Origin of the sequence: Longimicrobium sp. (assembly GCF_048594345.1) — a bacterium.
GTDB lineage: Bacteria > Gemmatimonadota > Gemmatimonadetes > Longimicrobiales > Longimicrobiaceae > Longimicrobium.
The window spans coordinates 1-13793 of record NZ_JBMDXM010000198.1 but is presented as its reverse complement, the minus strand read 5'-3'; the positions used below and the strand labels follow the sequence as shown (position 1 = coordinate 13793).

The following is a 13793-nucleotide window of genomic DNA, read 5'->3' as shown; positions in this document are numbered from 1 at the left end:
GTCACTCCCCAGAGCCGGAAACGTTGAAAAAACGCCATCGGCCTTGTAGCCGGGCGGCGTTCTCGCGCCCTTGTATCAGATTTCGGCCGCGGCGGCTATTTGAGACGAGGCCGGCTCCGGAGTGCTTCCGGAGCCGGCCTCGGCGTCATGGGCGGGTGCGTCAGCGGCGCGCTAGATGTGCAGCGCGTGGCCCAGGCTGGCCAGCGCGGCCTCGGCGACGGCTTCGGAGAGGGTGGGGTGCGGGTGCATCGCCCGGTCCATCTCCTCCATCGTGGTCTCCAGGTGGCGGCCCACCACGAACTCCGCGATCAACTCCGTGGCGTGCGGGCCCACGATGTGGGCGCCGACTACCTCGCTGTACTTCTTGTCGCGGATCACCTTCACGAAGCCGTCCGTCTCACCCGCCGTGAGCGCGCGGCCGTTGGCGGTCCAGGGGAAGGTGCCCACCTCGATGTCCAGCCCCTGGGCCCGCGCCTGCTCCTCCGTAAGCCCGACGGACGCGACCTCGGGGTGGCAGTAGGTGCAGTTGGGGATGTTCTCGTAGTTGATGCCGGCGTGCGGGTCGCCGTGAATGGCCTCCACGCACGCCACGCCCTCGTGGCTGCCCTTGTGCGCCAGCAGCGGCGGGCCGGCCACGTCGCCGATGGCGTAGACACCCTCGACGTTGGTCTTCATCTGCCGGTCGACGGCGATGAAGCCGCGGTCCGTCATCTTCACCCCCGCCTTTTCCAGGCCGATGTCCTCCACCAGCGGCGCGCGGCCGATGGCGCTCAGCACCCGCTCGGCCTCCACCGTCTGCGTCTTGCCCTTGGCGTCGGTGATGGTCAGCGTGACGCCGCCCTTGCCGATCTCCGCCTTTTCCAGCTTGACGCCCGTAAGGACGTTCATCCCCCGCTTGCGGTAGCTCTTCTCCACCACGGCGCTGCAGTCGCGGTCTTCCAGCGGCAGCACGCGGTCGGCCATCTCCACGATGGTGACCTGCGTGCCGAACGCGGCGTACACGTCCGCGAACTCGCAGCCGATGGCGCCGGCGCCGATGATGGCCAGCGTCTTGGGCGCTTCCTTCGACATCATGGCGTCCGTCGAATCCCAGACGCGGTCGTGGTCGATCTTGAGGAACGGCAGGTCGCGCGGGCGGCTGCCGGTGGCGATGATGATGTGCTTGGCCTGCACCGGCTGCGCCTTGCCGTCCTTGCCCGTGACCTCCACCTGCCCCTTGCCGGCCAGGCGGCCGCGTCCGGCGATGTGGGTGATCTTGTTCTTCTTGAACAGAAAGCCGATCCCCTTTACCAGCCGCTCGCTCACCTGGCGCGAGCGCTTGACGGCCTGCGCCATGTCGGTCTTGATCTCGCCCACGGTCACGCCAAACTCCTTGGCGTGCCCCAGGTGCGTGATCATGGCCGCGCTTTCCAGCAGCGCCTTGGTGGGGATGCAGCCGATGTTCAGGCACACCCCGCCCAGGTTGCCCTCCTCGACGCACGCCGTCTTGTATCCAAGCTGCGCGGCCTTGATGGCGGCCACGTAGCCGCCGGGCCCGGCGCCGATCACCACGATGTCGAAGCTGTTGTCCGCCAACGCTCACCTCAGCAGATGCGAGTTCGCTCTTTAATCCGGCGCCCGGCACATGCATCGAACGTGCACGGCCGGGCGGCGGGCGGAGCAAACTACGCGGGGCGAGGCGGGGGAGCAACGCCCCGCCGCGCGGGCGCCTCGGTTCGCGCGTCGATGCACACGCTCGTGCGGGCGGACGGTTCGCCAGATCGCGCATCGGATGATCGTGACGGCGGGGTGCGGTGCGCCCCGGCGGTGATCGAGGGTTTCCGAAAAGAAAATTCCCATGGCATCTTGCCGCGCTTCCATCCCTCACCCGTTTCCGACGCTTCGCCAGAAGTGCGTCGCGATCCCCGCCGCCCGCGATGCCGACACCGTTTGCCCGCTCGATGATCTGGTCAGCGCCGGCGGTCCGAGCGTTACGCACGTGCCCGTGCGGGGCGGACGGTTCGCCAGATCGCGCATCGGGTGATCGTGACGGTGGGGTGCGGTGCGCCTGGCGGACATCGATGGTTCCCGAAAAAAATTCTCATGGCATCCTGCCGCGCTTCCACCCCTCACCCATTTCCGAGGCTTCGCCAGAAGCGTGTCGCGATCCCCTGCGGCCCCGAATGCCGACACCGTCTGCCCGCCCAACGATCTGTCCCGCCGTGGATGATGAGCGGCGGTATCGCAGGATGGCTCTCTCTATGGCGCGGGCTTCTCTGTTGATTCGGTGTCATCTGATAGCGGACGCTCCGGTGCCTGGAACGCCGCACACGGCCCGGCCGCCGAGTCCACGAAGGTGGACTTTGTGTAGTTGTTGCCGCGAATTTATTCGCCCCGGCAAAGGGTGGCGGCACGTTCCCAGATGATTGCCTCCGTACCTCCGTACCTCCGTACCTCCGTACCTTCGTACCTCCGTACCTTCGTACCTCCGTACCTTCGTACCTCCGTACCTTCGTACCTTTCAGTCATCCGAGCCACCCCGCCCGCGGAAGCCGTTCTCGATGCGGATCTCCAGCTCGTCGCGGGCGGACGACTGCGCCAGGTTCAGCACGTTGTTGCCGTTGCGGAAGAGGATGGCCGGGTCCAGCAGCACGTCCACGCTGCGGCTCTCCCCAACGCCCACCACCAGGCGCGGGCTCAGCTCCGTCTCGATCTCGATCTCCGCCTCGACAAAGGCGCGAAAGCTCTGCGGCGCGCCGCCCGTGGGCGTAAAGGTGCCTACCACCAGCAGGCTGGCGCCGCGCGGCCAGTCGGGGAACTGCGCCAGGATCTGCGCGCGAAGCTGTTCGATGCGGGCACGCTCCGCGGGGTTCTCCTCGTCGTCGTCCAGGTCCTCCACCTCGAACTCCACTTCCTCGTAGGTCCCCGCCGGCACGTTGCCGCTGCTTACCGGAACAGGGCCGCCCGTCAGCGGAAAGTCGATGAACATCGGCCCCGCGTTGAAGTCCTCGCAGTCGTCCGCGGCGCCGGCGTCGTCGCTGCAGCGGTTCACGTCGTCATCGCCGTCCAGCTCGAACTCGGCCATCACCATGCGCAGGTCGTCAATGCGCAGCGTGCCGTTGGCGCCGGTGATCGTAAGCTGCTCCGTGCCGCTGGTCTGGAACCGGCCGGCCGAGGCGAGCGCCTGCCCGCCCGCCACGCCAAAGCGCAGGCGGACGGTATTGTCTCCGCCGCCACCCGCGGCGGGGTTGTCGGCGCAGGCGGAAAGAGCCAGCAGCGCGGCGGCGGCGAAGGTGCGGTGGATCGACATCTTCCGGACTCCCTGTGTCGGTTTGCGGGGCGCCGGAGAAACATCCGGCGCACTCTCGGGCACCGGTAAGGCAGGGGTGATGCCGATGGTGATCCGCCCCGTCAACATCCCGGCAAACCCGCGCCGCGACTGGGGATCTCACCCTGTCGAGTGCCGGGCTGGCGTCGCGGAGCCGGTGGATGTTATTGTCTCGAATCGCTACACTTGCGCATTGTGTGTCGTGCGGACCATCGTTCTGAGGTCAGTTCCTCCGTTTCTCGCGGCAACCCTCTTCGTTGAGCAATCTCGCCGTCGTCGCACGCAGTGACTCCTTTTCCACCCTGTGGCCTGAACTGGCCGCGGCGGTGGGCGCGCACGCCGTGGTCGCGGAATCCGCGGGCGAGCTGGGGCCCGCCGGGGACGCCGTGGCCGTGCTGCTCTCCGTGGCCGGGGTAGAGGAAGAGGCCGAGGCGGTGCTGCGCGAGATGGCGGCGGCCGGCGCCCCCGCTCCCCTCGTCATCGGCGCGCGGGCGGACCACCGGCTGGCCGTCGCGCTGGTACGCGCCGGGGCCGCGGACTACTTCGCGCTGCCGGGCGACGTGCAGGCGCTGCGCGACGAGGTGGGCGAGCGGGCGCGCCGGCGCGAGGCACAGGCGGCGGGGGGGCGGCTGGCGGCGGCGGAGCGGCAGGCGTTCGACTTCAGCCGCATCATCGGCCGCAGCCCGCAGCTCAAGGCGGCGCTGGACCGCGCGGCCCGCATCATCCCCCACGGCAAGGCCACGGTCCTGGTGACCGGTGAGACGGGGACGGGCAAGGAATTGATGGCGCAGGCCATCCACTACAACGGCCCGCGCGCCGCCGCGCCGTTCGTGGACCTTAACTGCAACGCCATCCCCGCCACGCTCATCGAGACGGAGCTGTTCGGCCACGAAAAGGGCGCCTTTACCGACGCGCGCACGGCCAAGCCCGGCCTGTTCGAGGCGGCGGACGGGGGGACGCTCTTTCTGGACGAAATCGGCGACCTGCCGCTGACGCTGCAGGGAAAGATCCTGCGCGCGCTGGAGGAAAAGGAGGTGCGCCGCGTGGGCGCCATGCGCGCCCGGGCCGTGGACGTGCGCATCATCGCCGCCACGCACGTGGACCTGCAGGGCGCCGTGGCCAAAGGGGAGTTCCGCGAGGACCTGTACTACCGGCTGAGCGTGATCCCCATCCAGCTGCCCCCCCTGCGGGCCCGGGGGGACGACGTCATCCTGCTGGCGGAGCACTTTCTGCGCACCCTCGCTTCGCAGTACGGGCTGGACGTGCCGGTGGTGACCCCGGAGCTGCGGCGGGCGCTGCTGGCGCACGGGTGGCCGGGGAACGTGCGCGAGCTGCGCAACGGGCTGGAGCGCGCGCTGCTCCTGGGCGACGGCGGCATCAGCCCCGACGACCTGTTCCACGGCGCGGCGCCCTCGGCCCAGGCACGCGGCGGCGAGAGTGGCGCGCTGCCGTTCCCCGCCACGCTGGACGAGATCGAGCGGGCGGCGGCCTTCGCCATGCTGGACCGGGTGGATGGAAACAAGAGCGCGGCCGCCGACGCGCTGGGGATCAGCCGGTCGCGGCTGTACCGGCTGCTGGAGGGAACGGATGACCCGGAATGATACACCCGTCCCGGCAGGCGACACCTGTTCTCGGCAAAAATCCAGCATCCATGCGGCTTTCTTCCCGGCCTGGGGGTTGCTTCAGAGTACGGCGGAACGGCGATCCGCATCTCCTCCGTTGAAGCGAATCTCATGCACATGAAGCTATGTTTCCGGTTTGCGCTCCTGGCGCTGCTCCCCGCGCTGGGCGCATGCGAAGACCCCGCGGGGAACCGGCGCGTCCCCGGTGAGGACCTGGTGTTCCTGCGCCCGGCCGCCGATGCGCCGCCGCTGGCGGTGGACCAGATCTCGTTCGTGGCGGTGGCGGGGCAGGACCACGACATCCGCATCGACTACGAGAACGGCGACGAGTGCCTTCGTTTTCGGCTGGATGACGACGCGCTCACCCGCCGGCCCAACGGCACGCGGATGAACGAGGGCGACACCATCACCATCACCATCCGCGTGGTGGACGAAGGGTACTTCAACTTCGAGTTCCAGCCCGCGGGGCTGCGTTTCGCCGAGCCGGCGGAGCTGCGTGTGAACTACCAGTTCGCGCACCCCGACTTCAACGGGGACGGCGAGGTGGACGACGACGACGAGGACTTCGAGTTCGGCTGGTGGCGGCAGGAGATGCCCGGGCAGCGCTGGGAGAACATCGCCAGCGCGCGGGTGCACGACGCCACCGAGATCCGCGCCGACATCGACGGATTTACCCGCTACGCCCTGGCGGGCGGAACCTGACACCCGCGCCCTCGTGACGGCCAACGCGCCCGCCCCGCCCGCACCCCTCACGCTGGAAGACGCCCGCATGCTGCGCGCGGCGGGAGACTGGCGCACGCTCGTTGCCCGCGGTGCGCTGCTTTCCGCGCAGGAGCTGCAGGCCGAGCCGGAGCTTGCCTACGCCTACGCCGCCGCCTGCCGGCAGCTGGGCGACACGGCGCGCGCGCTGCAGGTGGCCGCCTGGGCCGAGGCCGAGGCGCGCCGCCGCGGCGACCGCCGCCGCGCGGCCGAGGCGGTGAACCTGCTGGGCAACGCGCTCTTCGAGGAGGGGCGGCTGGAAGAGGCCGAGTCGCGCTTCGGCGAGCTGCTGGCCTACGCGGCGGAGTGGGGCGACGAGGAGTTCGCGGCGCGCGCCAGCAACAACCTGGGCATTCTCTCCAACGTCCGCGGGCGGCGCGACCTGGCGCTGGCCTCGTACCAGCGGGCACTGGCCTCGTACCAGCGGCTGGGCAACGTGCTGGGGCTGGCGCAGACGCACCACAACCTGGGCATCTCGTACCGCGACCTGGGCTTTGACCGCGAGGCGGACGGGCACTTTCGCCGCGCGGTGGACCTGGCCAGCGCCGAGGGCGAGGTGGCCGCCGCGCGGGCCGCCGAGACGGACACGGAGACCGTCATCGCCGTCTCCGAGACGGAGCGCGCCATGCTGCGGGTGCGCAGCGGCGACGCCCCGCTGGCCGAGGCGCTGGCCACCCGCGCGCTGCAGCGCTTCGAGCGCATCGGCGACCCGCGGGGGCGGGCGGACGTGCTGCGGGTGCTGGCCGCGGCCGCCCGCGCCGGCGGCCGCGACGACGACGCGGCGCTGCGCCTGGAAGACGCGCTCTCCACCGCGCGCGCCCAGAGCGACCCGCTGCTGATGGCCGAGGTGCAGCGCGACCGCGGCCTTCTCCTCCGCGACCGCGGCCACCCCGACGACGCCCGCGCGGCGCTCACCGAGTCCGCCCAGCACTTCGCCCGCCTGGGCGCCACCGCCGAAGCCGAAGCCGTCGCCGTCATCGCGCGCGAGCTGTAGCGGCAGGCGCCCGGCCAGTCCCGTGCCAGCCGCAGGGCTCCCGGAATTGTCCAGACAGTGTCTGGACAATTCAAAGACAAACAGAATGGGGTACAGAGGAGCAGAGAACAGCCAGAGGAACAGGGGGAACTGATTTTCCTCTGTATCTCTGGCTGTTGTCTGTCCCTCTGTACCCCCCCCTTTTATGGCCTTGTCGATTCGTGCCGTTGTAAGTTGTTTTCTTGTTGTAGTTTATGCGATTTTTTGCTTGGTGGGCGAATTGTCCAGACGGTGTCTGGACAATTCGGGAACCTCCTTCACTCACCCGAAGGAAGCTGCGGATCCTCTTCCCCAAGCGTGAGTTCCGGCGGACTGACGTCGATCCGGGCGCGGGCGGCGGCGATGGCGGAGTGCAGCTTTCGCCCAAGTACCTCCATGGGCGGCAGCTCGGTGACGTATTCGGCGACGCGGATGCTGCTCTTGTCCAGTTCCAGCAGCTCCACGTGCTCCTGCGACTTTCCCGCGCACAGGATCAGCCCCAGCGGCGGCTCCTCGCCTTCGTGCCGGTCGTGCTTGTCCAGCCAGCGCAGGTACAGCTCCATCTGCCCCTTATCCCCCGCGTGAAAGCGGCCCAGCTTGAGGTCGATCGCGATCAGCCGCCGCAGCCGGCGGTGAAAGAAGAGCAGGTCGAGCCGGTAGTCCACCCCGTCGATCGTCATGCGCTTCTGCCGCGCGGCAAAGGTGAAGTCGGTTCCCAGCTCGCGGATGAACGATTCGATGTCGCGCAGGATGGCTTCTTCCAGGTCGCGCTCCCCGTAGGTGTCTTTCAGCCCCAGAAAATCGAGCACGTAGTGGTCGCGAAAAACGAGGTCCGCGCTCATCCGGTCTTCGTCGCGCAACGCCTCGAGCTCCTGCATGACCACGGACCTGGGTTTACGGGAGATGGCGGTCCGCTCGAAAAGCATCCCCTGGATCTTCTGCCGGAGCGTGCGTGCGCTCCACCGCTCGGCGACGCTCATCCGCGCGTAGAACTCACGCGCGAGTGGATCTTCGACGTAGATCAGGTGGCTCACGTGCGTCCAGCCCAATTGTCCAGCCAGTGACTGGACAATCCCGAAATCCGGAAAAACCTCGGCGAACCGGAGCATGTTGAACAGGTTCGTACGAGAAAAACCGGACCCGTACTCAAGGGTCAGGTCGGTTGCCAGCTGGGCGATCACCTGCTTTCCGTATTCCGCGCGCTCCTGCCCCACTATGTCGCGCCTGATCCGGTCGCCGACGCTCCAGTACGTGACCACCATCGCCGAGTTGACGAACTGCGCCACCTGCCGGCGTGACGCTTCGATCAGGGAGCGGATGTCGCCCAGCAGCCCCGCATCCACGAGCGCGGGCGGTGGGTTGTCGGGCGCCGGGAGATTGGCGGGGGTGCGGGGCGGCTTTCTGCGGGCCATATCCAAAGCTCGCCGGACAGAGGGAAGGAGATGAATAGGTATCGGCAGCAAAGGTGTACAGAGTGATCGAGGTTGGCAAGGGGGAGGCGTGCCCCGCAAAACAACAGGGTGTCCCGTGGCGGGACACCCTGTTTTACATCCATCTAAAAATCGAATTTCCGTAAGTTGATGCCGCGCAGCGGTTAACCCACGGCTGGGCCGATCATCCCCACAAGGAGCCGTGCTTGCCCTGCAGCGGGGCATGAGCACGCGCATCCGTCCCCGCCAATCGAACCGTCGATCCGTCCGCGGATCAGGGCGCCACGTCATGGAACGCGATGCCTTTTTCGCGGTCGATGGTGGTGCGCATGGTCCATTCGCTGTCGAACAGCACCAGGGGCTTCTGCTTGGCGTCGTACACCAGGATGCGGCCGTGGCCGCCGGCCAGCCGGTCGATCTCCGCGCGCGGCGCCTCTACCCAGCGCGCGGCCACGTACGGCATGCGCTCCAGCCGCGCGCGTACGCCGTACTCGTGCTCAAGCCGGTGCAGCAGCACGTCGAACTGCAGCTGTCCCACCGCGCCCACGATGGGCGCCGGGCCGGTAATGGACTCGGCGTAGAACACCTGCGCGGCGCCCTCTTCGGACAGCTGCTGCAGCCCCGTGTCCAGCTGCTTTCGCTTGAGCGGGTCGGTGATGAGGATGCGGGCAAAGTGCTCGGGGCTGAAGCGCGGGATGCCGCCGAACTCCAGGTCGCCGTCGGCGCTGAGCGTGTCGCCGATGCGCAGGTTGCCGCGGTCGTGGATGCCGATCACGTCGCCCGGCCACGCTTCTTCGATGAGCGTGCGCTCGCGCGCCATGAACTGCGTGGGCGAGGCCAGTCGCAGGGGCTTGCCGCTGCGCACGTGCTTCACCTGCATCCCCGCCTCGAAACGTCCCGAGCACACCCGCACGAAGGCGATGCGGTCACGGTGCTTGGGGTCCATGTTCGCCTGGATCTTGAACACGAAGCCGGTGAACTCGGGCTTGAGCGGGTCCACCGTCCCCGTGCTGGCTTCACGCGGCGCCGGCTCCGGCGCCAGCTCCAGAAAGCGCCGCAGAAACGGCTCCAGCCCGAAGTTGGTGAGCGCGCTGCCAAAGAAGGCGGGCGACACCTCGCCGGCGAGGAACGCCTCGCGGCTGAACTCGGCCCCCGCCATCTCCAGCAGCTCCAGGTCCTCCAGCAGCTGGTTCATGGCCCGCTCGGGCACCGCCTCCTGGATGTGGTCGTCGTACAGCGAGCCGGAGTGCGTGTCCACGCGCGACTGGCCGTGGTCCTCGCCGCGGTGGAACAGGTACACCTGCTCGTCCAGGCGGTCGTACACGCCCACAAAGCGGTCGCCGTCGATGATGGGCCACATCACCGGATAGCACTTCATCCCCAGCTCGCGCTCCACGTCGTCCATCAGCTTGAGCGGCGACTCGCCGGGCCGGTCGCACTTGTTCACAAAGGTGAACACGGGCGTTTTCCGCAGGCGGCAGACCTCGAACAGCTTGCGGGTCTGCTCCTCGACGCCCTTGCGGTTGTCCAGCAGCATGACCGCGCTGTCCGCCGCCATGAGCGTGCGGTAGGTGTCCTCGCTGAAGTCCTGGTGGCCAGGGGTGTCCAGCAGGTTGATGGCCTTGCCCAGGTACTCGAACTGGAGCACGGAGCTGGTGACGGAGATGCCGCGCTCCTGCTCCATCTGCATCCAGTCGGACGTGGCGTGCCGCGCGGCGCGGCGCGCCTTGACGCTCCCCGCCAGGTGGATGGCCCCGCCGTACAGCAGCAGCTTTTCCGTCAGCGTGGTCTTGCCCGCGTCGGGGTGGCTGATAATGGCAAAGGTCCGCCGGCGGCGGACCTCGTCGCTCAACCTGCTCATGGTTCTTCGCTCATCGGGTTCCGTGATCAACCCGGAAATCTAACACCGGCGGGCGCATGCTTCAACGCGTCCGCCGACTGTTCGCGGGCGCCGGCCCCACGCCGCCGCCCTTTACACCCCCACGGGAGGCTATGCTCATGACCAGGATCCATCGTCCATTCCCGCTGATTGGCACCGTGCTGCTGGCCGGAACCGCGCTCCTTGCCGCCTGCAGCGGCGGCGGAGGGGGTGGCGGGGGCGGCGGTGGAGGAGGCGGCGGGGGTGGAGGTGGAGGCGGGGGCGGAACGACGCCGCAGTTTGGCGTGGTGGCGGGGCAGGTGACGGCGGGCGGGACGGGGCTGCAGGGGGTAAACGTGACCATCGCCGGGGTGGGGAGCGCGTCGACCAACGCAACGGGCAACTTCTCCATCGCCAACGTGCCCGTAGGCTCGCCCAGCGTGGTGATTACCGTGCCCAACGGCTACATCACCGCCAACGCGGCCGACGCGACGTCCAAGACGGTGGCGGTGGCGGCCGGGCAGACGGCCAGCACCTCGTTCGCCCTCAAGCGTGGGATGCAGGTGTCGGCGAGCGGGACCAGCTTTGCGCCGGAGAACCTTACGGTGGCGCAGGGCTTTACCGTCCGTTGGGTGAACAACGGCGGCGACCACACGGTCACTCCCAACGCGGGCGCCCCCGCCGGCGGGTGGAGCAGCGCGATCCTGCCGCCGGGCGCCTCGTTCGAGCACACCTTTGGCGCGGCGGGGACGTACAACTACCACTGCCAGCCTCACCAGTCGCTGGGGATGACGGGCTCCGTCACGGTGACCGCGGCGCAGTAGCGGCGGCGGGAGCTCACGCGGAGACGCGGAGGACGCGGAGAACAGATCTGCTTCTCCGCGTCTTTTGCGTTTTGTCCGCACCCGCACGTGGTTCCGATCCCGCAACAGAATGGATCTCACACGGAGTCAACGGAGTTAACGGAGTTTTCTCGTGCCGATCCTCCCAATCTGTCGTGTGCGAAGAACAGATTGGCCGCACACAGAGTTAACAGAGTCAACAGAGTGAGTTTCCGTGCCGTTTCCTATGCGCTGACGCGGTGAAGCAGAATCCCAAGTGTCGGGTTCGGGAGAGGGCGGGTCGGCGAGGATGGACTTTTGTGAGAGTGTCGGGAACGCGGGAGAGGTGGAATGCGGCAGGGGGCCATCCGCGTTTTTTAGGGGAGGGATGTAGATCGCTGGATGATCGCCGTGGCGCAGGAGAGCATGCCGATCACACCACCTGATGCGCGATCTTGAAGACCTTCCCCCCGCACCATGGTCGAAGGGAATGGCGTGCGGATCGGGCGAACGCGAAGGCCCCGCCCCCGGAACTTGGGGGCGGGGCCGACGTGCGCTGGCGAATCAGCGCGGACGAGCGCCGCGGATCAGTACCGGTTGCGGTCGCGGAAATTCTCGTCGTACCGCCCACGGTTGCCCATGCCGCCGCGGTTGCCCTCCACCACGCGGATGGGGGTGCGGTTCTGGCGGTCGCCGAACGGATCGCCGTTGTCGATCTGCTGGCGGCTGCGGTATCCGCGGTCGCTGTCCATGTCGGCGCGGTCCATCATCCCGCGGTCGTAGTCGGCGCCGTAGCGGTTCATCCCGCTCTGCATGCCGCCGCCGTACCCACCCATGGCGCTGTAGCCGCCGCGGTTCATGGTGTCCGCGGACGTGACGCCGTAGTGGCCCTCGTCATCGCGGTAGCCGCGGACGCCGGTGTCGCCGCGCGCGCCGTACTCGCGGTCGTAGTTGCCGGCCCAGCTGGTGCCGCCCCGCATGGACCCGCCGCCCATGTGCATGCCGCGATCGTTGTCGTCGCGGTCAAAGCGGTCTTCCACCTGGTCCCACCCGCGGCGCAGGGCGTTCTGCGCGCGGTCAAGAAAGCCCCCGCCGCGGTTCATCCCGCCGCGGTCCAGGTCGCGGTCGTAGTCCATCCCGCGGGCCGCGTAGCCGCCGCCCGTGTTGCCCGAACCCAGGTTGCCGGAGCCCCAGTTGTGGCCCCAGTCGCCGCCCTCCAGGTTCCAGTTGTTGCCGCCGCGGTTCATCCCGCCGCGGTTCATCCCCGTTCCGCCCGACATGCCGCCCGCGCGCCAGCCGGCCTCGCTGGGGCGGGTGTCGTTGTCATAGCGGCCACGGCCCTGGCCCAGGTGCCAGTCGCGCTCCGTGCGGTCCGCGGCGTCGGCCGTCCACGCGCCGTCGGAGAAGGAGTTGGACCACAGCCCCTCGCGCTGGCGGCTCGTGTTGCCCTGACCCCGGTTCATGCCCCGCGGGTCGCCGCCGCTCTCGTACGAGCGGCCGTCGTAGCCGCCGGCGCGGAAGCCACGGTCATTGTTGTTGCGGTCGAACAGCCCCATCTGGACCTCCTGGAGTTCGGGTCGTATCGCCCGCACCGGGTGCGGGAAGGTTCCGAATCTGGGGCGCGCAAGGGGTGCAATCTCCGTTCCAGCAACGACTTGGTGCGCGGACGGGCGGCGGCGCCGCGCTTGATCCGCCCGCGCACTGTCGCTACGTTGCGGCCTGACGGGGGGATTTGTTCTGAGGCTGCCGCAATCCGGTGCCTCCGCCTCATTCCGGCGGTTGGGTGAATGACGACGACAGAGCTGATGACGACCGACGGTTCCGTGTTCGACGTGCTGCGCGCCCAGAGCGCCCTGCGCGGGCTGAGCGACGACGAGGTGCGCGTGCTGGCCGAGGGCGCCGAGACGCGCGCCTGCCCCGCCGGCGCCTACCTGTTCCGCGAAAACCAGCCGCGGCGCGCGTTCGGCGTGCTGGTGCGCGGGCGGGTGCAGATCATCAAGGGCGACCGCACCAACGTGCTGCACGTGCTGGGCGGGGGTGAAAGCTATGGCGAGGGGAGCTTTCTGGACGACTATCCCCACAGCACCAGCGGGCTGATCACGGAAGACGCGGAGCTGGTAGAGGTGCCGCGCACGCGCATCGCCCAGTTGGCCGAGGCGGAGCCGCGGCTGTACGGCAAGCTGGTGATGGCGGCCGCGCAGGTCATCTCGTCGCGGCTGCGCATGGCCAACGCGCTGCTTTCCGGGCGCGGCTCCGGCTACCTGTCGGGCGAAACGCGCACCGAGCACGACCTGCTGGGCGAGCGCCTGGTTTCCGTCGACCTGTACTACGGCGTGCAGACGCTGCGGGCCACGGAGAACTTTCCCATCACCGGCATCCCCATCGGCCAGTATCCGTACCTGGTAAACGCGCTGGCGGCGGTCAAGGAGGCGGCGGCGCTGGCCAACCAGGAGCTGGGGCTGCTGACGGACGAGGTGGCCGATTCGGTGGTCCGCGCCTGCCGCGAAGTGCGCGACGGCAAGCTGCACGAGCAGTTCGTGGTGGACGTGGTGCAGGGCGGGGCGGGGACCAGCACCAACATGAACGCCAACGAGGTGATCGCCAACCGCGCGCTGGAGCTGCTGGGCCACCGCAAGGGCGAGTACGAGGTGGTGCATCCCAACAACCACGTCAACCTCAGCCAGTCCACCAACGACGTGTATCCCACCGCGCTCAAGATCGCCGGCAACTGGGCGATCGACGACCTGGTGCGGGCGCTGGGGGAGCTGCGCGAGGCGTTCATGGAAAAGGGGCAGGAGTTCGGCGCGGTGCTCAAGATGGGGCGCACGCAGCTGCAGGACGCGGTGCCCATGACGCTGGGGCAGGAGTTCACGGCCTACGCCGTCACCATCGGCGAGGACATGGACCGGCTGCGCGAGGCGGCGGCGCTCATCCGCGAAACCAACATGGGCGCCACGGCCATCGGCACGGGGATCAACACCGAC

10 protein-coding genes are annotated in these 13793 nt (G+C 68.7%); 5 read left to right on the top strand and 5 right to left on the bottom strand.

Annotated elements, in window-relative coordinates; translation table 11 throughout:
- Positions 1 to 171: 171 nt before the first annotated feature.
- Complete coding sequence (lpdA, locus tag ACOJUJ_RS21675; protein ID WP_420129003.1) at positions 172 to 1575, bottom strand: dihydrolipoyl dehydrogenase; 1404 nt, start codon at positions 1573 to 1575, stop codon at positions 172 to 174.
- 925 nt (positions 1576 to 2500) lie between these two features.
- Positions 2501 to 3289 carry a hypothetical protein gene (locus ACOJUJ_RS21670; protein ID WP_420129002.1) on the bottom strand — a complete coding sequence of 263 codons (789 nt, stop codon included), beginning with the start codon at positions 3287 to 3289 and terminating at the stop codon, positions 2501 to 2503.
- 275 nt (positions 3290 to 3564) lie between these two features.
- Between ACOJUJ_RS21670 and ACOJUJ_RS21665 the strand changes: the two genes are divergently transcribed.
- The 3 genes from ACOJUJ_RS21665 (at position 3565) to ACOJUJ_RS21655 (ending at position 6682) form a co-directional block, all read left to right on the top strand.
- Positions 3565 to 4908 (top strand): sigma-54 interaction domain-containing protein, encoded by a 1344-nt coding sequence (locus ACOJUJ_RS21665; protein WP_420129001.1) that lies wholly within the window; start codon positions 3565 to 3567, stop codon positions 4906 to 4908.
- A gap of 138 nt (positions 4909 to 5046) precedes the next feature.
- Positions 5047 to 5631: a hypothetical protein gene (locus ACOJUJ_RS21660; RefSeq protein ID WP_420129000.1), complete on the top strand. Its 585-nt coding sequence runs from the start codon at positions 5047 to 5049 to the stop codon at positions 5629 to 5631.
- A gap of 13 nt (positions 5632 to 5644) precedes the next feature.
- Positions 5645 to 6682, top strand: a complete 1038-nt coding sequence (locus tag ACOJUJ_RS21655) for a tetratricopeptide repeat protein (protein ID WP_420128999.1) — start codon at positions 5645 to 5647, stop codon at positions 6680 to 6682.
- A gap of 296 nt (positions 6683 to 6978) precedes the next feature.
- On the opposite strand, the gene ACOJUJ_RS21650 is transcribed toward ACOJUJ_RS21655, so the two are convergent.
- A complete protein-coding gene (locus ACOJUJ_RS21650) occupies positions 6979 to 8112 on the bottom strand; it encodes a PDDEXK nuclease domain-containing protein (RefSeq protein WP_420128998.1) in 1134 nt (377 codons plus the stop codon).
- 292 nt (positions 8113 to 8404) lie between these two features.
- Positions 8405 to 9991, bottom strand: a complete 1587-nt coding sequence (locus ACOJUJ_RS21645; RefSeq protein WP_420128997.1) for a peptide chain release factor 3 — start codon at positions 9989 to 9991, stop codon at positions 8405 to 8407.
- Positions 9992 to 10128: 137 nt separating this feature from the next.
- Here ACOJUJ_RS21645 and ACOJUJ_RS21640 point away from each other — a divergent pair, with 137 nt between their 5' ends.
- Positions 10129 to 10812: a plastocyanin/azurin family copper-binding protein gene (locus ACOJUJ_RS21640; RefSeq protein ID WP_420128996.1), complete on the top strand. Its 684-nt coding sequence runs from the start codon at positions 10129 to 10131 to the stop codon at positions 10810 to 10812.
- A 584-nt stretch (positions 10813 to 11396) separates the two neighbouring features.
- On the opposite strand, the gene ACOJUJ_RS21635 is transcribed toward ACOJUJ_RS21640, so the two are convergent.
- Entirely contained in the window at positions 11397 to 12365 is a 969-nt protein-coding gene (locus ACOJUJ_RS21635) for a hypothetical protein (RefSeq protein ID WP_420128995.1), read from the bottom strand.
- 231 nt (positions 12366 to 12596) lie between these two features.
- Between ACOJUJ_RS21635 and ACOJUJ_RS21630 the strand changes: the two genes are divergently transcribed.
- On the top strand, positions 12597 to 13793 hold a 1197-nt coding region (locus ACOJUJ_RS21630; protein WP_420128994.1), incomplete at its 3' end, for a lyase family protein.

Coding starts and splice junctions, on each gene's coding strand:
- ACOJUJ_RS21670 (WP_420129002.1), bottom strand. CDS start 3,289: ATGTCGATCCACCGCACCTTCGCCGCCGCCGCGCTGCTGGCTCTTTCC.
- ACOJUJ_RS21660 (WP_420129000.1), top strand. CDS start 5,047: ATGAAGCTATGTTTCCGGTTTGCGCTCCTGGCGCTGCTCCCCGCGCTG.
- ACOJUJ_RS21650 (WP_420128998.1), bottom strand. CDS start 8,112: ATGGCCCGCAGAAAGCCGCCCCGCACCCCCGCCAATCTCCCGGCGCCC.
- ACOJUJ_RS21645 (WP_420128997.1), bottom strand. CDS start 9,991: ATGAGCAGGTTGAGCGACGAGGTCCGCCGCCGGCGGACCTTTGCCATT.
- ACOJUJ_RS21640 (WP_420128996.1), top strand. CDS start 10,129: ATGACCAGGATCCATCGTCCATTCCCGCTGATTGGCACCGTGCTGCTG.
- ACOJUJ_RS21635 (WP_420128995.1), bottom strand. CDS start 12,365: ATGGGGCTGTTCGACCGCAACAACAATGACCGTGGCTTCCGCGCCGGC.